We start from the raw sequence: 21,574 nt of genomic DNA, 5'->3' as shown, positions 1-21,574 counted from the left end.
CCTCCCCATCATGAGTTTCGCGCGCGCCATCGCCACCGTCGGCGGATTGACCATGCTCAGCCGGGTGGCGGGGTTCGCCCGCGACATCCTGACCGCCGCCGTGCTGGGGGCCGGGCCGGTCGCCGACGCCTTCTTCGTCGCCTTGAAGCTGCCCAACTTCTTCCGCCGCCTGTTCGCGGAGGGCGCCTTCTCCGTCTCCTTCGTGCCGATCTTCTCGGCCGAGCTGGAGCGCAGGGGCCAAGCGGCGGCGCAGGCCTTCGCGGAGGAGGCGCTGGCCGTCATGCTGACGGTGCTGCTGCCCTTCGTGCTCGTCATGGTGGCGCTGATGCCCTGGCTGATGCACGGGCTGGCGCCGGGATTCGCGGACGAGCCGGCCAAGTTCGCGCTGGCGGTCGACTATGCCCGCATGACGTTCCCGTACCTGCTGCTGGTCTCGCTGGTGGCCCTGCTGGGCGGGGTGCTGAACTCGCTGGAGCGTTTCGGGCCGTTCGCCGCGGCGCCGATCGCCTTCAACCTGACCCTGATCGCGGCACTGCTGCTGGCGCGCGGGACCGGCGTGTCGGCGGGATACGCCATGTCGCAGGCGGTGACGCTGGCCGGCGTGGTGCAGCTCCTTTGGCTCGCGGCGTCCTGCCGTGCCGCCGGCGTCAGCCTGCGCCTGCCCCGGCCGCGCCTGACGCCGCGGGTCAGGCGCCTGTTCGTGCTGATGGCGCCGGGCGCGATCGGCACCGGGGTCATGCAGATCAACCTGTTCGTGGATATCGTGCTGGCGTCGCTGCTCCCCTCCGGGGCGGTATCGTTCCTCTATTACGCCGACCGGCTGAACCAGCTGCCGCTGGGCGTCATCGGCATCGCGATCGGGACGGCGCTGCTGCCGGTGCTGTCGCGCCACGTGGCGGCCCGCGACCACGACGCGGTCCGGCACTTCCTGAGCCGGGCGCTGGAATTCTCTCTGGCGCTGGGGCTGCCGGCGGCGATCGCCCTGGTGGCCGTGGCGCATCCGATCATCCATGTCCTGTTCGAACGCGGCGCCTTCGGCCCGGAGGAGACCGCGGCGACCGCCTGGGCGCTGGCGGCCTACGCCATCGGCATCCCGGCCTATGTGATCGTGAAGGTGCTGAACGCCGCCTTCTTCGCCCGGCACGACACCTCGGCGCCGGTCCGGGCCGCGATCGTCGTGGCCGTCGCCAACGCGGCGCTGGGGCTGGCGCTGATCGGCGTCCTGGGCCATGTCGGCATCGCGCTCGCCACCGGGGCGACGGCCTGGCTGAACGCGGGCCTGCTGGGCTGGATGCTGCACCGCCGGGGTCAGTTCGACATCGACGCCCGCCTGCGCGGCCGGGCACCGCGCCTGCTCTTCGCCGGCCTGTCCATGGGCGCCGCGCTGGTCGGCGCGGCCTGGGCGCTGGAGCCGTGGCTGGCCGGGCCGTCGGTCGTCCGGGCGACCGCGCTGGCGGCGCTGGTCGGCGTCGGCGCCGCGGTCTATTTCGCGGTCGCCCACGGCATCGGCGGCATGCGGCTGGGCGAGATCGGCATTCTGCTGAAGCGGGCTCCCGACGGGTCCGGCGCGGCTTGACCGGCCCGGCCCCAGGGGAGATAACAGCCGGCGCCCAGCACGGGGCTTGAGCTTTCAGGGTAGTGGAGACGACCAGTGAACCGCATCTTCTCGGGCATGCAGCCGACCCGCCAATTGCATCTGGGCAATTACCTGGGCGCGCTGCGCAACTGGGTCTCCTTGCAGGACCAGTTCGAGAGCATCTTCTGCATCGTCGACCTGCATGCCTTGACGCTGCCGCAGGACCCCGCCGTGCTGCTGGGCAACACGCGGGAGGTCACGGCCGCCTACATCGCCGCCGGCATCGATCCGGAACGCTGCATCATCTTCAACCAGGCGGCGGTCGCGGCCCATTCCGAGCTGTCCTGGATCCTGTCGTGCCATACCCCGATGGGCTGGCTGAACCGGATGACCCAGTTCAAGGAGAAGGCCGGCAAGCACCGGGAGAACGCGGCGCTGGGCCTCTACGCCTATCCCGTGCTGATGGCGGCGGACATCCTGGTCTACAAGGCGACCCACGTGCCGGTCGGCGAGGACCAGAAGCAGCACCTGGAGCTGGCGCGCGACATCGCCGGCGCCTTCAACCGCCATTACGACAAGGACTTCTTCCCGCTGCCCGAGCCGCAGATCCTCGGCGAGGCGACCCGGGTCATGTCGCTGCGCGACGGCACCAAGAAGATGAGCAAGTCGGACGAGTCCGACTATTCGCGCATCAACCTGACCGACGACGCCGACACCATCGCGCTGAAGGTGCGCAAGGCCAAGACCGATCCGGACCCCCTGCCGGAGAGCGTCGAGGACCTGGAGAAGCGGGCCGAGGCGGACAACCTGGTGACGATCTATTCGGCCCTGGCCGGCACCTCGCGCCAGGATACCCTGGACCGGTTCGCCGGGCAGCAGTTCAGCGGCTTCAAGGGCGCGCTGGTGGACCTGGCGGTGGACAAGCTGGCGCCGATCAGCACGGAGATGAACCGGCTGATGGCGGACGTCGGCGAGATCGACCGCATCCTGCGCCGGGGTGCCGACAAGGCGAACGCGATCGCGTCGGCCAACCTGGCGGACATCAAGGATATCATCGGCCTGCTGCGCCCCTGATCACAGCCACAGAGCGTCATGACCCGCATCCTGGTGACCGGCTTCGAGCGGTTCGGCCCCAATGACCTGAACCCCTCCGCCCTGCTGATGGACCGGCTTTCCGGCATGGACGGCGTCGTGGCCGCCGTGCTGCCGGTCGAGTACGGCACCAGTGTCGCCCGGTTCGAAGCCCTGCTGGAGCGGCACCGGCCGGACGCCGCCATCGCCTTCGGCCTTGCCCGCTGCACCGACCGCATCCGGCTGGAGCGGGTGGCGCTCAACCTGGACGAGGCGGCGGCGTCGGACAATGCGGGCGTGGTCCGGAACGGCCTGCGCATCGCGGAGGACGGGCCGGTGGGGTACTGGTCGACCCTGCCGGTGGACTCGATGATCGCGGCGCTGGAGGCGGCCGGCATTCCGGCGATGGAGAGCGGGCACGCGGGCGGCTATGTCTGCAACCACCTGTTCTACGGCGTCAGGCACGGCATCGAGCGGCGTGGATCGGCGATGCCGATGGGCTTCGTCCATCTGCCGCCGCTGCCCGGGCAGGTGGCCGGCGAGACGGACCGGACCGGGATGGACCTCGACGCCCAGGAGCGGGCGGCGGTCATCCTGCTGGATGAGGTAAGGGTAATGTTGAAGGCTGGCATCGCGTAGGTCGGCCTCGGCCCGAAGGGACGACGCCGACATCATGGATGAGCGTCGGCGCACGGTGTCGGCGTTCGCCCTCCGGGCGAAGGCCGACCTACGCAACAACTTGTGCGACGATCGACATCATTCCGCCGCGAGCGGCCGGACACCGACCAGCCGCTCGTAGTGATAAGACAATTGCTCGATCCTGCCGAGCAATTGCTGGTTGGTCGTTTCCAAAGTCTCCCTGATTACGCTCCCGTCGCGTTCCCACCGGGCGATGCCGGCCTTGATTTCGGCCGCCTCGCGGCGCAGTTCATCTACTTGGCTTTCGATGTCCACGAGCCTGCCGAGCAAAGCCGTCAGAAGATCCTTTGCTTCCTGGTCCATCATCCCTCCCGCGAGAATACCACCCGATAAAGTATAAAAAACATTCCAGAGTGTCTCGATAGGCGGCCTTCATATGAGTAATGGAATAGTAACCCGGCACCCGCCACGCCTCGGCACCATCGTTCTCAGCCAATTGGTTGAGGTTGCAATCTCGGCATAACGAGCTAGGTTTTGGCGCCATCCCTGAAAAGCGCACCATCGCTATTTATACCGGTGATTGAATAATGGAGCTTCGATAGTGCCGACCTTGGACCTGTCCGACCCGGCCGTCTACAGGTCGCTGTTCGACGCTTCCCCCAATCCCTATGTCCTGCTTGACCGCAACCTCACCATCCTCGGCTGCAACGGCGCCTATCTGAACGTCACCGGGCGCACCCGCGAGCAGATCGTCGGACGCAACATGTTCGACGCCTTCCCCGGAGGCGACAACGAGGCGCAGCTCCGGGCCTCGTTCGATCGGGTGCTGCGGACGCGGCAGGTGGACGCGATCGCCGTCATCCCCTACGCCATCGCCCGGACGACGCCCGAGGGGACCGTGATGGAGGAGCGTTTCTGGAGCGCCACCCACACGCCGCTGCTCAACCACCTGGGCGGCGTGGGCCTGATCCTGCAGCACACGGTGGACGTCACCGAACTGCATCGCCTGAAGGAGGCGGTCGCCCTGGGCGGCGGCGACATGCCGCAGGGACCGCGCGAGCAGTTGGAAAGCGATCTGCTGCGCCGCGCCCAGGCGGTCCAGAAAACCAACCTGACCCTGGACGCCGAGCTCGAGCGGCTGCACAGGCTGTTCACCCAGGCGCCCGGCTTCATCGCGGTCATCAGCGGTCCGGACCATGTGTTCGACCTCGCCAACGACGCCTATTACAGGCTGGTCGGCCGCCGCGACATCCTCGGCAAGCCGGTGCGCGAGGCGCTGCCGGACGTGGAGGGCCAGGGTTTCTACGAGTTGCTGGACCATGTCCATGCGACCGGCCAGGCGTATGTCGGTCGCGACATGCGCCTGCTGGTCCAACCGGACCCCGATGCAACGGCCACCGAGCTGTTCGTGGATTTCGTCTACCAGCCGGTCCTGAAGCCGGACGGCTCCGTTTCGGCCATCTTCGTCCAGGGCCACGACGTGACCGACCGCAAGCGGGCCCGGGACGAGCTGATGCGGTACCAGACCGACCTGGAGGCGCTGGTGCGGGAGCGCACCGCGGCGCTGGAGAAGAGCGAGGCCGAGCGCGTCCAGGCCGAGGCGGCGCTTCGCCAGGCCCAGCGGCTGGAGGCGATCGGCAAGCTGACCGGCGGCGTGGCGCATGATTTCAACAACCTGCTCCAGGTGATCGGCAGCAACCTGGACCTGCTGCAGCACGAGTTCGCGGGCGATCCCGCCGCCACCGCGCGCCGGCTGGATTCGGCGATGGGCGCCGTCCAGCGCGGCGCCCGGCTGGCGTCCCAGCTGCTCGCCTTCGCCCGTCGGCAGCCGCTGGAGCCGCGTCCGGTCAGCCTGGGCCGCCTGCTGCGTGGCATGGACGACCTGCTGCGCCGGGCGCTGGGCGACGGGATCGAGGTGGAGACGGTGATCGCCGGCGGGCTGTGGAGCATGCTGGCCGATCCCAACCAGGTCGAGAACGTGATCCTGAACCTGGCGATCAACGCCCGCGACGCGATGGACGGCACCGGGCGGCTGACGCTGGAAGCCGGGAACGCGATGCTGGACGACCTCTACGCGCTCCAGCATCCGGAGGTCACGGCGGGCCAGTACGTCATGCTGGCGGTGTCGGACACCGGCTGCGGCATGCCCCCGGAGCTGATGGAACGGGCGTTCGAGCCCTTCTTCACGACCAAGCCGGAAGGCAAGGGAACCGGGATGGGCCTGGCCATGGTCCACGGTTTCGTCAAGCAGTCCGGCGGCCACGTCAAGCTCTACAGCGAGGTCGGCCACGGCACGACCGTGAAGATCTACCTGCCGCGGTCCCGCCAGGCCGCGGAGGAGCCGGCGCCCGAACTGCGCGGCGGTCCCGTGGCGGGCGGCACCGAGACCGTGCTGGTGGTCGAGGACGATCCCCAGGTGCGCGCGGCCACGGTGGAGATCCTGACCGGCCTGGGCTACCGGGTGCTCCAGGCGGCCGACGCGCAGAGCGCCCTGGCGGTCATCCGCAGCGGCGTGCTGGTCGACCTGCTGTTCACCGACGTGGTGATGCCCGGCCCGCTGCGGAGCCCGGAGCTGGCCCGGCAGGCGCGCGAGACGCTGCCGGACTTGGCCGTCCTCTTCACCTCCGGCTACACCGAGAACGCCATCGTCCACGGCGGGCGGCTCGATCCCGGCGTGCAGCTCCTGAGCAAGCCCTACCGGCGGGAGGACTTGGCGCGCCGGATCCGCCACCTGCTGGCCAACCAGCGGCAGCGGCAGGCCGCGCGCCCGGTTCCCCTGGCGCAGCCGCCGACGGCTGCCCGGACGGACGAGCCGCCGCAGGGGCTGCGCGTGCTGCTGGTGGAGGATGACGGGATCATCCAGGCCTCCACCGCGGACATGCTGGAGGCGCTGGGACACACCGTCACGGCCGTGTCGGACGCCGATGCCGCCCTGCGTGAGCTGCGGGACGGCGGGATCGACGTGCTGTTCACCGATATCGGCCTGCCGGGGCGGTCCGGCCTGGACCTCGCCCGCGAGGCGCTGGAGGGCGACCCCGGCCTGCGGGTCATCGTCGCCTCGGGCTACGGCGGCGCGGTCCGGGACGGCCGGGGGGAAGCGGGGCTGGACGCGGTGTTCCTGCCCAAGCCCTATACGCGCAACGGCATCCGCAAGGCGTTCCAGTCGCTGCCGAAGCCGGCCTGAGCGGGGCCATGCCGCGTATCCTGAACGAACGCCCCTCCGACGCCCCGGCATTGCCGTCGGTGGACCGCAGGGTCTTCAGGCTGATGCTGCCGTTCCTGTGGCCGCGCGACGACCGCGGGCTGCGGGTCCGGCTGGCGGTGTCCATGACGCTGCTGTGCCTGACGGCGGCGCTCAACGCGACGGTGCCGATCCTGTTCGCCCGCGCGGTGGACAGGATCTCGGCCCCGGCGGGGGCGGAACTGGCGGCGATCCCGGTCGCCCTGCTGCTGGCCTACGGCGCCATGCAGTGGCTCGCCAAGGTATTCAACGAGCTGCGCTGGGCGCTGTACGGCCCGATCGAGCAGCGGATGCAGCGCCACATGGGCATGGCCGTGTTCCGCCATGTCCACGAGCTGAGCCTGCGCTTCCACCTGGGCCGGCGCACCGGCCAGATCAGCCGGGTGCTCGACAACGGCATGCGCGGGATCCGCGAGCTGCTGTTCGACGTGGTCTTCCTGATCCTGCCGCTGTTCGCCGAGATCGCGATCATCTGCGCCGTGCTGCTCGGGTCGTTCAGCGCGGCCTTCGCCGGGATCACCGTGGCGACCCTGGCGCTTTACGGGGTCTGCCTGGTGATCGGGTCGGAATGGCTGCGCCGGCGCCAGCGCCGGGCGGTCGCGGAAGGCGCCGAGGCCCACGGCAAGGCGGTGGACAGCCTGCTGAACTATGAGACGGTCAAGTATTTCGGCAACGAGGAGCATATCGCCGGCCGCTACGAGGGGGCGCTGCGCGAGGTCGAGCGGCTGACCATCAACGCCATGCTGTGGCGCAGCCTGACCGGAATCCTCCAGGTCTCGATCCTGGGGGCCGGGCTGACCGCGATGATCCTGCTGGCGGCGCGCCAGGTGGCGGCCGGGGCCATGACGGTCGGCGACTTCGTGCTGGTCAACACCTACCTGCTCCAGCTGATCCGCCCGCTCGACCGGCTGGGCCAGCTCTACCGCTCGATCAAGCAGTCGCTGACCGACGTGGAACAGATGCTGGAACTGCTGAACCAGCCCGCCGAGGTGGCCGACGCACCGGACGCGACCACTCTGCCCGACGGTCCCGGCCGGTTGCGGTTCGACCGGGTCGGCTTCGCCTACGACCCGCGCCGGCCGGTGCTGAGGGACGTTTCGTTCGAGTTGCCGCCGGGCGGGACGCTGGCGATCGTCGGGCCGAGCGGCGCCGGGAAATCGACGATCGGGCGCCTGCTGTTCCGGTTCTACGACCCTACGTCGGGCCGCATCCTGTTCGACGGCGCCGACATATCCTCGGTGACCCAGGCGAGCCTGCGCGCCGCGATCGCCGTGGTGCCCCAGGACACGGTGCTGTTCAACGACACGATCTTGTACAACATCGCCTTCGGCCGGCCCGGCGCCTCGCGCGCGGATGTCGAGCGGGCTGCCCGCCTCGCCCGGATCCACGACTTCGTCGCCGGCCTGCCCGACGGCTACGACAGCCTGGTGGGCGAGCGCGGGCTGAAGCTGTCGGGCGGGGAGAAGCAGCGGGTCGCGATCGCCCGCGCGATCCTGAAGCGGCCCCGCCTGTTCCTGTTCGACGAGGCGACCTCCGCGCTGGACAGCCACACGGAGCTGGCGATCCAGCAGAGCCTGCGCGAGGTCAGCCGCGGCACCACGACTGTCGTGATCGCCCACCGGCTGTCCACGGTGGTCCATGCCGACGAAATCCTGGTGCTGGAGGATGGCCGGGCGGTGGAACGCGGCACCCATGCGGCCCTGCTGGCGCGGGACGGTGCCTACGCGGCGCTGTGGGCGCGCCAGCAGGCCGACCGCGACGCGGCGGAGTGAAACTGGGGTCCTTTGCCACAGATAACGGCGATGGGCAGCGATGCCGCCCGGGTCGCGTCTCTTTCTACTTCCTATACTTCAGGCGCGGGCTTGACCCGCGCATGATGAAAAGGGAGCTTTCGCTTGTCCGGCCCGCTATGCATCACCATCGGCCATCGCTCAGCGGCGGCTGCGGGCCAGGACGGCGAGCTGGAAGAAGGCGCGGGCGCAGATGGTCTCGTCGGGCATGTTGGTCCGCTTGCAGTCGGCTTCGGCGTCGGTCAGGCGGTCCAGGCCCTGGCGGAGTGCCGCCGGGGTCCAGCGCCGGACCTGGCCGGTGAACTGATTCTTGACCTTGAAGAACAGCGGCGGGCGCAGGGTGGCGACGGCGCGCTCCACCGAGTCGCCCTTCTCCACCTGGGCCACGACCAGCTGGAGCCGCTGGAAATGCCGCTGGGCGGAGCGGAGGATCGGCACCGGGCTCATGCCTTCCGCGAACAGGCGGCGCAGCGCGCGGTCCACCCCGGCGAAGTCGCCGTCCCCGGCGGCCCAGGAGGGCGCGTCCATCTCCAAAGCACCGCTGTCGCCGATGCAGGCCTGGGCGTCCTCCAGCTCGACCCGGCGGGCGTCCCCGCCCATGTAGGTCACCAGCTTCTCGACCTCGCCCCGCGCGATCATGCGGTCGCCCACCAGGTTGGCCGCCAGGAAGTCGCGGGCGTCGGCGCTGACCGTCAGCTTGTGGGCGGCCAGCATGCCGGCGATGGTGTCGGCCAGCGCCGATTCGTCCTCCACGTAGCAGGGGATCGGGGCGCCGGCCGGGGCGTTCTCGAACAATGCCCGCAGCTTCGATCCCTTGGACAGGTCGCCGGCCTCGACCACCACCATGCTGTCGCCGCCGGGCAGCGACTCGAACAGGGAGGCGAAGGCGCCGGTCACGCCGTCGTCGGCGTCGCGGATGCGGATCAGGCGCCTGCCGCCGGTCAGGGACAGGGCGGCCACCTCGTCGGCCAGCCGCGCCGGGTCCTTGGCGATGGCGGAGCCGAGCATGTCCACCACGCGGAACGGGTCGTGCTGGTCCTCGACCACGCCGCGCGAGACGGTGTCGGCCCGTTCGCGCACCAGGCCGCCGTCGGGGCCGTAGAACAGCACCGCCCGGACGTTGGGGTCGGGACGGCGGACGAACCCCTCGATCCGGCCGGCCGGGATTTTCATCGCCTACACCATCCGATCGGCCGCCGGGTCACACCACCACATTGACGATCCGGTTGGGCACGTAGATCAGCTTGCGGACCGGCTTGCCCTCCATCGCCCGCTGCACGTTGGCGTCGGCCAGCGCCGCCTCGCGCGCGGCGTCCTCGGCGGCGTCGCGCGGCAGCGGGATCTGGGCGCGCAGCTTGCCGTTGACCTGCACCGCGACCACGACGCTCTCGTCCACCACCAGGGCGGGGTCGGCCTCGGGCCAGGGCGAGTCGGTCAGCAGGGTCGAATGCCCCAGGCCCTGCCACAGCTCCTCGCCCAGGTGGGGCATCATCGGGCCGATCAGCTTGACCAGGGTCTCGAAGCCCTCGCGCAGCACCCAGTCCTCGCCGGCGCCCTTGCCGTCCAGCTCGGCCAGCGCGTTGGTCAGTTCGCGGACTCGGGCGACGGCCTTGTTGAAGCGGAACTTCTCGACGTCGTCGCCGAAGCCGTCGATCGTCTTGTGGACGATCCGGCGGACCGCCTGCCCCTTGTCGGAGATGGCCGCGGGAGCCGGAGCGCCCGCCGGGGCCAGGGGCACCACCGGCTCGGTGATCAGGCGCCAGACGCGGGCGACGTAGCGCCAGGCGCCGTCGATGCCCGACTCGGTCCATTCCAGGTCGCGTTCCGGCGGGCTGTCGGACAGCAGCAGCAGCCGCATGGTGTCCGCGCCGTAATTGTCGATGATATGCTCCAGACCGACGACGTTCTTCTTCGACTTGCTCATCTTCTCGAGCCGGCCGGCCTCCACCGCCTCGCCGGTGCCGCGCTTGACGGTCCGGCCGTCGCGCTGCTCGACCTCCTCCGGATAGAGCCACTGGCCGGAGGCGTCGCGGTAGGTCGCGTGGGTCACCATGCCCTGGGTCATCAGCCCCTCGAACGGCTCGGCCACCGCGAGATAGCCGCAGTCCTTCAGGGCGCGGGTGAAGAAGCGGGAATAGAGCAGGTGGAGCACCGCATGCTCGACGCCGCCGATATACTGGTCGACCGGCAGCCAGTAGTCCGCCGCCCCCCGCTCGAACGCCGTCGCCGTGTCGTGCGGCGAGCAGAAGCGCGCGAAGTACCAGGAGCTTTCGAAGAAGGTGTCGAAGGTGTCGGTCTCCCGCCGGGCCTCGCCGCCGCAGGTCGGGCAGACCGTGTGCTTCCAGGTCGGGTGGTGGTCCAGCGGGTTGCCCGGCTGGTCGAAGCTGACGTCGGTCGGCAGTTCCACCGGCAGGTCCTGTTCCGGGACCGGGACGATGCCGCACTTTTCGCAGTGGATCACCGGGATCGGGCAGCCCCAGTAGCGCTGGCGGCTTACGCCCCAGTCGCGCAGGCGGTAGATGGTGGTGCCCTCGCCCTTGCCGGCCGCTTCCATGCGCTCGATCACGGCGCGCTTGGCGGCCTCGACCTCCATCCCGTCCAGGAAGGCGGAGTTCGCCAAGTGGCCGGGGCCGACATAGGCCTCGGTCCCGACCTCGAACGCGGCCGGGTCGGCACCGTCGGGGACGACCACGGGCAGGACGGGCAGGCCGTACTTGCGGGCGAAGTCCAGGTCGCGCTGGTCATGGGCCGGGCAGCCGAAGATGGCGCCGGTGCCGTATTCCATCAGCACGAAGTTGGCGACGTGGACCGGCACGGTCCGGCCCTCGACGAAGGGGTGGATCGCCTTCAGTCCGGTGTCGAAGCCCAGCTTCTCCGCCGTCTCGATCGCCGCCTCGCTGGTGCCGATGCGGTTGCATTCCGCGATGAAGGCCGCGAGGTCGGGATTGGACGCCGCCAGCCGGGCCGCCAGCGGATGGTTGGGCGACACCGCGACGAAGCTGGCGCCGAACAGCGTGTCCGGCCGGGTGGTGAAGACCTCTATCTTCTCGGGGATCTTCTCGGGATCGTCCGCCAGGTCGAAGGTGAAGCGCAGGCCGGAGGACTTGCCGATCCACTTCTCCTGCATGGTCCGGACCTTGTCCGGCCAGCGGTCGAGCGTGCCGATGGCGTCGAGCAGCTCGTCGGCGTACTGGGTGATCTTCAGGAACCACTGGCTGAGCTTGCGCTTCTCGACCGGCGCGCCGGAGCGCCAGCCGCGCCCGTCGATCACCTGCTCGTTGGCCAGCACGGTGTTTTCGACCGGGTCCCAGTTGACCCAGCTTTCCTTGCGGTAGGCCAGGCCCGCCTTCAGGAAGTCCAGGAAGATCTTCTGCTCGTGGCGGTAATATTCGGGCGCGCAGGTCGCGATCTCGCGCGTCCAGTCATAGGCGAGGCCCAGCGTCTTGAGCTGGGCACGCATGGTCGCGATGTTCTCGTAGGTCCAGGTCGCGGGATGCACCTTGTTGGCGATGGCGGCGTTTTCCGCCGGCAGGCCGAAGGCGTCCCAGCCCATGGGATGGAGCACGTTGAAGCCGCGCGCCCGCTTGTAGCGCGCCACCATGTCGCCGATGGCGTAGTTGCGGGCGTGGCCGACATGGAGCCGCCCCGACGGGTAGGGGAACATCTCCAGCACGTAGTATTTCGGCCGGGAGGGGTTCTCGTGGGCGACGAAGCTTCCCCGCTCGTCCCAGACCGCCTGCCACTTCGCTTCCGTTTCCTTGGAGTTGTACCGCGACATGAACCATCCCTCACCGCGCCCCGATGCCCAAGCAGGGCGGGCGACGCATCACCAACGCACTATCGACTATCGTCGGCCCCGGCCGATCGTTCCCGCCGGAGCCCTGAAAAAACCCGCCGGCCGGGACGCCTACCGGCTGTCGGCGGTCTGCGCGATCCGGATCTGGCGGGCCCGCGTCAGGATGGTGTCCTCCAGCCGGCTCGCCGTTTCCGTGCTGACCCCCGAGTCCCGCCACTCGCCGCCGTTGGGTCCGGTTCCGGCGCGCTGCTGGCGGAAGACGCTGACCCGCACCCCGTCGGCGCGAAGCTGCCGGTCGAGGATGTAGAGGTTGACCTTGAACCGCTCGTTCGGGGTTTCCGGCGGGGAATACCAGTCGGTCAGGATCACGCCGCCGAACGGATCGGCCGAGGCGATCGGCATGAAGGCCAGCGTGTCGAGCGAGGCGCGCCACAGATAGCTGTTGACGCCGATGCCCTGGCCGTCCTGCGGCCCCGACTCGGCGCGGCGCGGGCCGAGCAGCGTGAAGCCGCCCTCGCCGCCGAGCAGGCTGCCGTAGCGGTACCGCTTGTCCTCGTCCGGGTCGGGGAACTTGGCTTCCGGCTGGACGCCGCCGCAACCGCTCAGCAGCAGCGTTGCGCCGAGCACGCCCAGCAGGGCTGCGGCCGACTTGCGCCGGGTCGGCGTCCCCGGTTTGTTGCGCGTCCGGGCGGTGGAAAGCGGAAAACGGGCCATTTTGTCTGACATCTCTGCGGTTCGGGCGCCGGAAATTAGACCAAAGGCGTGTGCGAGCGCAAGCGATCGGTCAAACGGGATGCTCCGACGGGCTGCGGCCCTTCCGCCCGTTCCGCACGTGGGACGATGGCGGGGGCGAGCCCGGTCATGACGGAAGGGGGGAGCGGAAGGCGGCACCCGGCCTCTGCCTCTGCCTCTGCCTCTGCCCTTGCCCCCGCCCTGCCCTGCACTTCGCCTTCCCCATTCGTCGTCGCCGGGCTTGACCCGGCTATCCCCCGCAGGCGGCAGCGAGGCGCCTGTACGCCGGGAGATGACCGGGTCAGGCCCGGTCATGACGGGAAGGGGGGGAGCGGGTGCCTGTTGGGAAGGGCGAACGGGTGCGCCGTGACGGAAGGGGAAGCGGGCGCCGTGGCGGGAAGGCAAGGCGCCGGTCACTTCATGAGGTCCTCGTACAGGTCCCTCCAGTCCGGATTCGCAGCGACGATCAGTGCCACTTTCCAGGCCCGCGGCCAATGCTTGATGTTCTTCTCGCGCTGGATCGCCACACGAATGTCGTCGTACCGCTCGCCCCACACCAGACGCTGGAGATTGTAGCGCTTCGTGAAGCCGTCCGACGTGCGTGCGCGGTGCACATAGGCGCGCCGGGCAAGATTCGAAGTCACACCCACATAGAGCGTCCCTTCCGGGCGGTTCGCCATCATGTACAACCAGCCGCCAAGCTCCATAAGCGTTTCTCTCCGTTCTAGTTACCACATAAGTGGCAAAATTGTTACGGTCTCAGGTTGTCTATGGCAGCGCGATAGAAAGCATTTGCTGCTCATACCCCGAAAATCACAACAATAGGCCGAACGGTCGATAGACCAGAAGTCATTACGGGGAAAACTGATGCGCAAGCTCCTTCTCGCCACGACCGCCACCGCAGCTGTCTGCGCGTTCGCCGCGCAGGCCCAGGCACAGGTCACCGTCACGCTCGGCGGCTACACCGAGTTCTTCGCCGCGACCTTCGACGACGACACCGGGTCGGACCGCACCAGCCGGGAGTTCCAGCTCGAGACGGAGATCGTCGTGAAGGCCGACGGCAAGGCCGACAACGGGCTGCTGTACGGCACCAAGATCGAGCTGCAGAACAGCACGCCCAACGGCGGCACCGGCGTCGGCACCGACGAGGCCTCGGTCTATCTGGGCGGTACCTGGGGCCGGCTGGAACTGGGCGACTTCGACGGCGCCTCCGATACCCTGAAGATCTACGCCCCCGTGATCGGCGTGGAGCAGATCGACGGCGACTACCCGGATTTCGCGGGCGGCCAGCCGAACTTCGGCATGCATATCCCGAACAGCGGCGACTCGACCAAGATCATGTACCTGACCCCGCGCATCGCGGGTTTCCAGGGCGGCGCCAGCTACACGCCGGAAGCCGACAACCAGGCGCAGAGCGTCGTCGCGCTCAAGACGGTCAGCACCTACAAGGACGTCGGCGAGTTCGGCATCAACTACACGGGCGAGTTCTCGGGCCTGGGCGTGGCGCTCGGCGCCACCCTGACCACGGCGTCCAGCGGCACGACCAGCGGGGTCGAGGACTTCACCGCCTGGAACCTGGGTGCCCAGTTCACCTTCGGCGGCTTCGCCTTCGGCGGCGGCTATGTCGATGCCGGCGACTTCCTGCTGCCGACCACCGGCGCCATCGACGACGACCAGACCGCCTGGCACGTGGGCGGCAGCTACACGGTCGGCCCCGTCGCCGTCGCCGCCAGCTACCTGAACGCCCAGGGCTATACGGGAGCATACGGCGGTACGACCGACTACAGCGACGACTATCAGGCCTTCAGCGTGGGCGCGACCTATGCCCTGGCGCCCGGCATGATCCTGGAAACGGAGGTCACCTTCTTCGAGGACGACGTCCTGACCGGCACCCGCGGCGCCACGGTCAAGGGCAGCAACGACGGCTACGTCTTCGTGGTCGGCACCCGCCTGGACTTCTGATCCCGGCGGCGTCCGCACCGTCTCTCCGGACCGAGGAACGGCGGCACCCCCGGGTGCCGCCGTTTTCGATTCCACGTACGGCTCCGACGCGGGCCGTGTGTTGAATGCGCCACAGTGTGGGCGCTTCTACACGGCCGATGGTAATAGCGGATTGCAAGGATTACCCATAAAGGATTATCCCAAATCGCATCCCCGAAAGATTGGGTAGTTCAAAGGTTTCCAGAGGGAGTCAAAACAATGAGGAACATCCTCCTCGCCACCACCGCGCTCGCCGCCGTCGTCGGCTTCGCTTCCGCCGCCAACGCCCAGATCAAGGTCACCCTGGGCGGCTACACCGAATTCTTCGCGGCCATCTACGACAATAATCTGGTCAACGGCACCGACCGCGAGTTCCAGCTCGAGACCGAGATCGTCGTCAAGGCGGACGGCAAGGCCGACAACGGGCTGCTGTACGGCGCCAAGGTCGAGTTGCAGAACGGCACGACCAGCAGCGTCGGCACCGACGAGGCGTCGGTCTATCTGTGCGGCTCCTGGGGCCGGCTGGAACTGGGCGACTTCGACGGCGCCGCCGACACCCTGGCGATCTATGCCCCGCTGACCGGCGTGGAGGCCATCGACGGCGACGGCATCGACTTCCTCGCCGTCACGGGCTTCTCGTCCAACGGCAGCACCTTCGAGTTGGGCCGCACGCCCTGGGGTGCCGCCATCAAGGCCCCGGACAGCAGCGACGCGACCAAAATCATGTATCTGACCCCGCGCTTCATGGGCTTCCAGGGCGGCTTCAGCTACACGCCGGAGAACGGTGACGAAGCGCAGAACGTCATCGCCACCAAGAACTCCGTCGGCTACTCCGACTTCCTGGAGTTCGGCCTGAACTACGTCAACACCTTCGAAGGCGTGGCGGTCTCCGCCGCCGCCACCGGCACCAGCGGCAACGGCAAGGGTACGACCAACACCACTGCCCTGAAGAACTTCACCGCCTATCAGCTCGGCGGTCAGGTCGGCTATGCCGGCTTCAAGTTCGGCGGCAGCTACATCGACGCCGGGAACTTCAACGTTCCGATCCGGACCGACAGCGGCGACCAGCATGCCTGGAACGTCGGCGCCACCTACACCGCCGGCCCGGCCACCGTCGGCCTGTTCTACTCGGACTCCGAAGGCTACAAGCGCGCTCCCGGCACCTACGCCGACAGCTACGAGCTCTACGGCCTGAGCGGCACCTATGTCCTGGCTCCGGGCTTCCTGATCCAGTCCGACCTGCTGTACCTCGAAGAGGACCTGAAGACGACCGCCGCCGCGACGGCCGCCAACCAGAAGGTCAGCACCGACGGCTATGTCTGGGTCGTCAGCACCCGCCTGAACTTCTAAGAACCGCCCGGCCCTCGCGGGCCTGGGATGTTCCTGGAACCTTCGGAACCGGGGCGGTGGTGCGAACCACCGCCCCGTTTTCGTTGGGCAATGGCTATCAAGCCCAATCGTCGTGGATTCCCCTTGACGTAATAACAGTCGTTATTACATAATCGGACGGTCACAGAGGCGAGGCCACCATGCACACCACTAAACTGACCAAGATCGGCAATTCGACCGGCCTGACCGTGCCCCGCGACGTGCTTGCCTCGGCCGGGCTGAGCCGAGGCGACGAGGTCGCTGTCGAAGTCCGGGATGGAAAGATCGAGATCACCAAGGCGGATGACGGTTACAATCAGGCGATGGAGATCGGACGGCGCTTCGCGGCACGCTATCGCCGCACCATGGCGATCCTTTCAAAATGAACCCGGCCGAAATGAGCCCGGCTGAAATGAACTTGGTTGTCGAAGAAGCGACGATCCAGGGCCGGCGCTTCCTGAACCCGCCTTTGCAGGCGCTCCTCGACCTTCATGGCGAATTGCTGGCGGAGCATGGCGGGGCTCCGGGATTGCGCGATCCCGGAGCGCTGGAGGCATCGCTGGCCCGCCCTTTCCAACTCATCGCCTACGGTGACGACAGGCTGACGATCTTCGATCTGGCGGCGGCACTATGCGTCAGCATATGCCGGAGCCATCCTTTCGTGGACGGCAACAAGCGGGCAGCCTTCGCGGCGCTCGGCGTCACGCTCGGCCTGAACGGGTTCGAACTCGACGCGGCCGAGCGCGAAGCGGCCGACAGGATCCTGGATCTCGCCGCCGGCGCGCTGTCGGAAGACAGGTTCCGTGACTGGGTGGCCGACCACTCCTACCCCATCGACCCCAATCCGTGATCACGCCACCTCGACCACCTTCATGTTGGAAAGGTCGGTCAGCAGCTGACGCCGGGCCTTCTCGTTCAGGCCGGGGTGCGCCTGGGCCAGTTCGGTCTCGGTGAAGCTCTCGCGGCCGACGACCCAGGATACCGGCCCCTCGGCGCCCGGCGGGATCGGCACCGCGCGACGGTCGTCGCCCAGCTGCCAGCCGGCCGGGCCGCGGGTCACCTTGAGGTTGGCGTTGCGGCGGCGCCAGCGCTTCGCCAGCGCGTCGCCGGGCAGGTCGAGCGAGCCCCGGTCGTAGTGGTAGCCCCGCATGAAGGCGGCGAACTGCTGGACCACGGCCGGCTCGCGCACATACTCCGCGACCCGGGCGCCAAGCGCCGCCAGATGCTCGGCCATGGCGCCGTCCGGCGCGTCCGGCCGGGGCACGGTGCGGCGGAACACGGGGTCCTGCACCGCCCGCTCGAACAGCATGGAGATCAGGTCGAGCCCGATCACCGAGGTCAGGCCGAAGGCGATGTGGATCGCGGTCTCGGCCGAAGCCAGGGCGTCGTGGTACCAGCCGCGCGGCAGGTACAGCACGTCGCCCGGCTTCAGCGTGACCTCCAGGCTGACGGGACCCTTGTGCTTGTCGTGGAACTCCTGCCCCAGGGTCTTGAAGAAGGGGTGCGCGATCGGGTCCTCGAAATGGCGCTGGTAGATCCGCCAGGTCTTCTGCCCCTCCACATGCAGGGCATAGACGTCGTGGGTGTCGAAATGGCTGCCGAACGCCTGGTGCGCCCGCCACGAGCAATAGAGGTTGGCCTGCGCCTTGCCGCCGAGGCCCTGCTCCAGCGCGTTGGCGACCGCCTTCAGGCCGGGGGTCAGGCTGTCGATGTCGTTGCACACCAGCGAGGCGCCGCGCCGCAGCCAGGTGCCGACCTTGTCCAGGTCGGCCATCATGGCCTCCCGCCCCTCCCGGTCCAGGCCCGGCCGGCAATAGTCCGGGGCGTCGAGGATGCGGGTGTCGAGCACGAGCTGGAGCGACTTGGACGACCACAGGCCGGACTGGCCGAGCAGCCCCGACAGCGTGCGCCAGTCCATGACCGAGGCCAGCTTGCCGGCGGCACCGGGGATGTGGAGGGGCTTTCGGCCGTGATAGTCGCGGAAGAACTCCTCCGGCGTCAGCGGGTGAAGGATGTCGGCAAGGCTGGCGATCGTCTCGGACATGGGGTCCCTCTCTCGCGGGTCTGATCCGGTCCGGGGGTGAAATCCGGTCAAGCCTCTGTTCGGGAAGGTGGCAGGATCACGGATGGACACGGATAGGCACGGATGAACACGGATGCGTTTTCTTGCCGATCGAATATCAGGCCGGGGGACGAATCCACCAGGGGGAAATGATATCCGTGCCTATCCCGTTCATCCGTGATCCCGGCACCTCCGGCAGCAGGGGAGCCGGGGCCGGCATCCGGGTTGGGCCTTGCCGTTTCCGGCCCGATGCGCGACAAGACGGATCATGATGACCATAGATACGCCCACACCCGAATCCGGTTCCGACGTCGCCGCCAACCTAGCGGCCGTGCGCGACGCCATAGCCGAGGCCGCCCGCGAGGCCGGGCGCGATCCCGCCGGCGTCACGCTGGTCGCCGTCGGAAAGGTCCAGCCGGTCGAAAAGCTGGAGGCGGCGCTGGAGGCCGGCCAGCGCGTGTTCGGCGAGAACAGGGTGCAGGAGGCGAAGGCCAAGTTCCCGGCGCTCCGCGAGCGCTATCCCGACATCGAGCTTCACCTGATCGGCCCGCTCCAGACCAACAAGGTGAAGGAGGCGGTGGCGCTGTTCGACGTGATCCAGACCGTGGACCGGCCCAAGCTGGCCAAGGCGCTGGCCGAGGAGATGGCCAAGCAGGGCCGGCGGCCGGCCTGCTATGTCGAGGTCAATACCGGGGCGGAGCCGCAGAAGGCCGGCATCCCGCCGGAGGAGGTCGGCGCCTTCCTGGAGACCTGCCGGACCGAATACGGGCTGCCGGTCTCCGGCCTGATGTGCATCCCGCCGGCGGACGAGGAGCCCGCCCTGCATTTCGCGCTGCTGTCCGACCTGGCGAAACGCCACGGCCTGCCCGTTGTCAGCATGGGCATGAGCGGCGACTTTGAGACGGCGGTACGCTTCGGCGCCACCCATGTCCGCGTCGGCACCGCGATCTTCGGCGCCCGGCCGCCGAAGGAATAGGGGACGGCGGGAAAGCCGGTCAGCCGGCGACGGTCAGGCGGTCGCCCGGGCGGCAGTCTCGCAGCAGGGCCAGGAGATCTGGCAGCGCCAGGGCGACGCAGCCGGCGGTCGGCTCGTAATCGGGCTTCGCCACATGCATGAAGACGGCGCTTCCCTCGCCGGGGACGACGGGATCGTCGTTGTGGCCGATCACCACCACGACGTCGTACAGGCCGTCGGTCCGCCACATCTCCTCGTGGCTGGGGACGAAGGGGAGCTTGACCGGACGGTTGTAGTCCGGGTCGGCGGGGTCGTCGCACCAGCCGTCATCCGGGGCGATGTACGCCACGGGAAGCGCGGTCTCCGGTACGGTCAGCCGGTCCGGGCGGTAGAGCACCCGGCGCAGGGGGAAGCTGCCGACCGGCGTGGCGCCGTCGCCTTCGCGCTTGACGGCGCTGATGCCGCCGCGGCCGAGCGCGCAGCGGAAGCTGCCGCCGGGCCAGGTCAGGACGCCATCCCGTGAAACCTCGATATCCATGGTTCCTGCCTATCGGACGCGGGCGATCCGATCAATAGCTGCCGCGGGCGGCTCCGGGGGACGCGCCGGCGGGAGCGGCGGCGGTGCCGGTCCGGGCACCCTGCCGGTACTTGTCCAAAGCGTTCATCATCATGTCGGCGACCAGTTCCGGCGGGATCTGGGCCGATCCGCCGGGCGGCCAGCTTCCGGCTTGGGGCGAGGCGGGCGTCGCGGTCGCGGCGGGCGGCTTCTCCGCGGCCTGAGCTGCGGCGAGTTGGGCGGAGGCGCGATGGGTTGGCATCTTCTCCAGGTTGGCGCCAGGCCCGGTCGCGATGGGCAGCGTCGATTTCGGCTGGAGGCCCGCGACTCGCTTGGGCACCGCGAAGAACTTCGAGTCGGTCTCCCCCGGCCGGCGGGACGCGGGAACCGGGTTGGACGCCACCGCGGCCGGGATCAGCACCTCTCCGGCCGGCGCCGCCTCCGCCATGGCCGGCGGTACGGGCGGGGTCTTGTCCGTGGGGACGGTGGCGGGGGTGGCGGCGGGAGGTGCCGCCGTCGTGGCGGGCGGCGGGGCCGAAGGCTGGGGGGCTTCCGCAGACGCCACCTGGGGCGCCTCGGCCGCCGGCTCCTCGTCGCCGGAGCCGGTGACCATGGCCATCAGGTGCTCGCCGGGGTCCTTGCCGGTCGTCTCGGCGATGATGGCGCTGCCGACGCCGGCGACCAGGCCGACGATCCCGCCATAGATGCCGCCGCCGATCACCCGCGACACGCCCTTGATCGTGTCGCCCGTCAGCTCGCGGTAGACCGTATTGACCACCGGGATGTGCTGGAGCGGGTTGACGATGTCGACGAAGTCCCAGAAGGACATCTCGACCTCCCCGGTATCCGGCATCTCGTTCTCGGCGACTCCGTTCGGAACCGGGGTCTCCCAGTTCCGGGGCGTCGCGCGGGTGGCGGTCAGGGTATCGATGGACATGGCATGGCCTCCTGCCCGGGCTATCAGCAAGGGGCGTGCCAAGTGCGGAGGGTGCGCGTCCCGCCAACCGCGGGCGGCGGGACGCCGCCCCTCCCCGGCAAAAGCTGCCGGTGCCCGGAAGATCCTGCCGGTCAGCCGGCGCTGACCGGCACGGGCGGGTCTTCCAGCATGTCGCGCTCGGTGGTCTTGTCGGGATAGGCGCAGAGGTCGCGCACGACGCAGGCCGGGCAGTCCGGCTTGCGGGCCTTGCAGATGTAGCGGCCGTGCAGGATCAGCCAATGGTGCGCGTGGGGTTTCCAGCGGGCCGGCACGTAGCGCACCAGCTTGCGCTCGACCTCCTCCGGCGTCTTGCCGCGCGCCAGCCCGGTCCGGTTGGAGACCCGGAAGATATGGGTGTCCACCGCGATGGTGGTCTGGCCGAACGCCACGTTCAGCACCACGTTGGCGGTCTTGCGGCCGACGCCGGGTAGGGCTTCCAGCTCATTCCGCTTGCGCGGCACCTCGCCGCCGTGCTGGGAGACCAGGATCTCCGACAGCTTCATGACGTTCCTGGCCTTGGTGTTGAACAGGCCGATCGTCCTGATGTAGTGGCGAAGCTTCTCCTCCCCCAGGTCGAGCATCTGCTGCGGCGTCTGGACGACCTGGAACAGCGGGCCCGTCGCCCTGTTGACACCGACGTCGGTCGCCTGGGCGGACAGCACCACGGCGACCAGCAGGGTATAGGGGTTGGTGAACTCCAATTCGGTCTTGGGCGCCGGGTTGTCGGCGGCAAGGCGGCGGAAGAATTCTTCGATGTCGGCTGGCTTCATGACCCTAGGATATCTCCTGGTTCCGCCCCGCGCCAAGGGCCGGCCGATCCGTACCGATCGGT

19 protein-coding genes are annotated in these 21,574 nt (G+C 68.9%); 10 read left to right on the top strand and 9 right to left on the bottom strand.

What is annotated here, in order from left to right:
- Positions 1 to 10: 10 nt before the first annotated feature.
- The 3 genes from murJ to JL101_RS28330 all read left to right on the top strand — a co-directional run bounded on the left by murJ (position 11) and on the right by JL101_RS28330 (position 3,286).
- Positions 11 to 1,576 carry a murein biosynthesis integral membrane protein MurJ gene (murJ, locus tag JL101_RS28340; protein ID WP_203098601.1) on the top strand — a complete coding sequence of 522 codons (1,566 nt, stop codon included), beginning with the start codon at positions 11 to 13 and terminating at the stop codon, positions 1,574 to 1,576.
- A gap of 75 nt (positions 1,577 to 1,651) precedes the next feature.
- The gene (trpS, locus tag JL101_RS28335) at positions 1,652 to 2,650 is read left to right on the top strand and encodes a tryptophan--tRNA ligase (protein ID WP_203098600.1); all 999 of its coding nucleotides are present in this window, start codon (positions 1,652 to 1,654) and stop codon (positions 2,648 to 2,650) included.
- Positions 2,651 to 2,668: 18 nt separating this feature from the next.
- Positions 2,669 to 3,286: a pyroglutamyl-peptidase I family protein gene (locus JL101_RS28330; RefSeq protein WP_203098599.1), complete on the top strand. Its 618-nt coding sequence runs from the start codon at positions 2,669 to 2,671 to the stop codon at positions 3,284 to 3,286.
- Positions 3,287 to 3,403: 117 nt separating this feature from the next.
- On the opposite strand, the gene JL101_RS28325 is transcribed toward JL101_RS28330, so the two are convergent.
- Positions 3,404 to 3,652 (bottom strand): hypothetical protein, encoded by a 249-nt coding sequence (locus JL101_RS28325; protein ID WP_203098598.1) that lies wholly within the window; start codon positions 3,650 to 3,652, stop codon positions 3,404 to 3,406.
- Between the two features lie 235 nt (positions 3,653 to 3,887).
- On the opposite strand from JL101_RS28325, the gene JL101_RS28320 reads away from it, so the two are divergent.
- Positions 3,888 to 6,470, top strand: coding sequence for a response regulator (locus JL101_RS28320; RefSeq protein ID WP_203098597.1), 2,583 nt, complete (start codon positions 3,888 to 3,890; stop codon positions 6,468 to 6,470).
- An 8-nt stretch (positions 6,471 to 6,478) separates the two neighbouring features.
- The gene (locus tag JL101_RS28315; RefSeq protein ID WP_203098596.1) at positions 6,479 to 8,299 is read left to right on the top strand and encodes an ABCB family ABC transporter ATP-binding protein/permease; all 1,821 of its coding nucleotides are present in this window, start codon (positions 6,479 to 6,481) and stop codon (positions 8,297 to 8,299) included.
- 159 nt (positions 8,300 to 8,458) lie between these two features.
- Here the strand turns inward: JL101_RS28315 and holA are convergent, their stop codons facing one another.
- The 4 genes from holA to JL101_RS28295 all read right to left on the bottom strand — a co-directional run bounded on the left by holA (position 8,459) and on the right by JL101_RS28295 (position 13,552).
- Positions 8,459 to 9,490 carry a DNA polymerase III subunit delta gene (gene holA / locus JL101_RS28310; protein WP_203098595.1) on the bottom strand — a complete coding sequence of 344 codons (1,032 nt, stop codon included), beginning with the start codon at positions 9,488 to 9,490 and terminating at the stop codon, positions 8,459 to 8,461.
- A gap of 28 nt (positions 9,491 to 9,518) precedes the next feature.
- Positions 9,519 to 12,095 (bottom strand): leucine--tRNA ligase, encoded by a 2,577-nt coding sequence (gene leuS / locus JL101_RS28305; RefSeq protein WP_203098594.1) that lies wholly within the window; start codon positions 12,093 to 12,095, stop codon positions 9,519 to 9,521.
- 129 nt (positions 12,096 to 12,224) lie between these two features.
- Positions 12,225 to 12,827 carry a DUF3576 domain-containing protein gene (locus tag JL101_RS28300; RefSeq protein WP_203098593.1) on the bottom strand — a complete coding sequence of 201 codons (603 nt, stop codon included), beginning with the start codon at positions 12,825 to 12,827 and terminating at the stop codon, positions 12,225 to 12,227.
- 431 nt (positions 12,828 to 13,258) lie between these two features.
- A complete protein-coding gene (locus JL101_RS28295; protein ID WP_203098592.1) occupies positions 13,259 to 13,552 on the bottom strand; it encodes a GIY-YIG nuclease family protein in 294 nt (97 codons plus the stop codon).
- 160 nt (positions 13,553 to 13,712) lie between these two features.
- Here JL101_RS28295 and JL101_RS28290 point away from each other — a divergent pair, with 160 nt between their 5' ends.
- From JL101_RS28290 to JL101_RS28275, 4 genes are all read left to right on the top strand, one after another.
- Entirely contained in the window at positions 13,713 to 14,807 is a 1,095-nt protein-coding gene (locus tag JL101_RS28290; RefSeq protein ID WP_203098591.1) for a porin, read from the top strand.
- Positions 14,808 to 15,044: 237 nt separating this feature from the next.
- On the top strand, positions 15,045 to 16,175 hold the full coding sequence (locus tag JL101_RS28285; RefSeq protein WP_203098590.1) for a porin: 1,131 nt from the start codon (positions 15,045 to 15,047) through the stop codon (positions 16,173 to 16,175).
- A 179-nt stretch (positions 16,176 to 16,354) separates the two neighbouring features.
- A complete protein-coding gene (locus JL101_RS28280; protein WP_158047864.1) occupies positions 16,355 to 16,579 on the top strand; it encodes an AbrB/MazE/SpoVT family DNA-binding domain-containing protein in 225 nt (74 codons plus the stop codon).
- Between the two features lie 26 nt (positions 16,580 to 16,605).
- Positions 16,606 to 17,043, top strand: coding sequence for a type II toxin-antitoxin system death-on-curing family toxin (locus JL101_RS28275; RefSeq protein WP_203098589.1), 438 nt, complete (start codon positions 16,606 to 16,608; stop codon positions 17,041 to 17,043).
- Here JL101_RS28275 and JL101_RS28270 read toward each other — a convergent pair whose 3' ends face one another.
- Positions 17,044 to 18,237, bottom strand: coding sequence for a cupin domain-containing protein (locus JL101_RS28270; RefSeq protein ID WP_203098588.1), 1,194 nt, complete (start codon positions 18,235 to 18,237; stop codon positions 17,044 to 17,046).
- A gap of 286 nt (positions 18,238 to 18,523) precedes the next feature.
- On the opposite strand from JL101_RS28270, the gene JL101_RS28265 reads away from it, so the two are divergent.
- The gene (locus tag JL101_RS28265; protein ID WP_203098587.1) at positions 18,524 to 19,231 is read left to right on the top strand and encodes a YggS family pyridoxal phosphate-dependent enzyme; all 708 of its coding nucleotides are present in this window, start codon (positions 18,524 to 18,526) and stop codon (positions 19,229 to 19,231) included.
- Between the two features lie 19 nt (positions 19,232 to 19,250).
- On the opposite strand, the gene JL101_RS28260 is transcribed toward JL101_RS28265, so the two are convergent.
- The 3 genes from JL101_RS28260 to nth all read right to left on the bottom strand — a co-directional run bounded on the left by JL101_RS28260 (position 19,251) and on the right by nth (position 21,512).
- Positions 19,251 to 19,748 carry a L,D-transpeptidase family protein gene (locus JL101_RS28260; RefSeq protein WP_203098586.1) on the bottom strand — a complete coding sequence of 166 codons (498 nt, stop codon included), beginning with the start codon at positions 19,746 to 19,748 and terminating at the stop codon, positions 19,251 to 19,253.
- Positions 19,749 to 19,779: 31 nt separating this feature from the next.
- Complete coding sequence (locus tag JL101_RS28255) at positions 19,780 to 20,703, bottom strand: hypothetical protein (protein ID WP_203098585.1); 924 nt, start codon at positions 20,701 to 20,703, stop codon at positions 19,780 to 19,782.
- Between the two features lie 131 nt (positions 20,704 to 20,834).
- Positions 20,835 to 21,512: an endonuclease III gene (gene nth, locus JL101_RS28250; RefSeq protein ID WP_203098584.1), complete on the bottom strand. Its 678-nt coding sequence runs from the start codon at positions 21,510 to 21,512 to the stop codon at positions 20,835 to 20,837.
- Between the last annotated feature and the right edge of the window lie 62 nt (positions 21,513 to 21,574).

It is taken from the genome of Skermanella rosea (assembly GCF_016806835.2).
Lineage (GTDB): Bacteria > Pseudomonadota > Alphaproteobacteria > Azospirillales > Azospirillaceae > Skermanella > Skermanella rosea.
The sequence above is the reverse complement of the archived record's forward strand: the minus strand, read 5'-3'. Positions and strand labels throughout refer to the sequence as shown.

Coding starts and splice junctions, on each gene's coding strand:
- JL101_RS28300 (WP_203098593.1), bottom strand. CDS start 12,827: ATGGCCCGTTTTCCGCTTTCCACCGCCCGGACGCGCAACAAACCGGGG.
- leuS (WP_203098594.1), bottom strand. CDS start 12,095: ATGTCGCGGTACAACTCCAAGGAAACGGAAGCGAAGTGGCAGGCGGTC.
- JL101_RS28255 (WP_203098585.1), bottom strand. CDS start 20,703: ATGTCCATCGATACCCTGACCGCCACCCGCGCGACGCCCCGGAACTGG.
- JL101_RS28275 (WP_203098589.1), top strand. CDS start 16,606: ATGAACTTGGTTGTCGAAGAAGCGACGATCCAGGGCCGGCGCTTCCTG.
- JL101_RS28280 (WP_158047864.1), top strand. CDS start 16,355: ATGCACACCACTAAACTGACCAAGATCGGCAATTCGACCGGCCTGACC.
- JL101_RS28315 (WP_203098596.1), top strand. CDS start 6,479: ATGCCGCGTATCCTGAACGAACGCCCCTCCGACGCCCCGGCATTGCCG.
- JL101_RS28270 (WP_203098588.1), bottom strand. CDS start 18,237: ATGTCCGAGACGATCGCCAGCCTTGCCGACATCCTTCACCCGCTGACG.
- JL101_RS28290 (WP_203098591.1), top strand. CDS start 13,713: ATGCGCAAGCTCCTTCTCGCCACGACCGCCACCGCAGCTGTCTGCGCG.
- nth (WP_203098584.1), bottom strand. CDS start 21,512: ATGAAGCCAGCCGACATCGAAGAATTCTTCCGCCGCCTTGCCGCCGAC.
- JL101_RS28260 (WP_203098586.1), bottom strand. CDS start 19,748: ATGGATATCGAGGTTTCACGGGATGGCGTCCTGACCTGGCCCGGCGGC.
- JL101_RS28285 (WP_203098590.1), top strand. CDS start 15,045: ATGAGGAACATCCTCCTCGCCACCACCGCGCTCGCCGCCGTCGTCGGC.
- holA (WP_203098595.1), bottom strand. CDS start 9,490: ATGAAAATCCCGGCCGGCCGGATCGAGGGGTTCGTCCGCCGTCCCGAC.
- JL101_RS28325 (WP_203098598.1), bottom strand. CDS start 3,652: ATGATGGACCAGGAAGCAAAGGATCTTCTGACGGCTTTGCTCGGCAGG.
- murJ (WP_203098601.1), top strand. CDS start 11: ATGAGTTTCGCGCGCGCCATCGCCACCGTCGGCGGATTGACCATGCTC.
- JL101_RS28330 (WP_203098599.1), top strand. CDS start 2,669: ATGACCCGCATCCTGGTGACCGGCTTCGAGCGGTTCGGCCCCAATGAC.
- JL101_RS28265 (WP_203098587.1), top strand. CDS start 18,524: ATGATGACCATAGATACGCCCACACCCGAATCCGGTTCCGACGTCGCC.
- JL101_RS28295 (WP_203098592.1), bottom strand. CDS start 13,552: ATGGAGCTTGGCGGCTGGTTGTACATGATGGCGAACCGCCCGGAAGGG.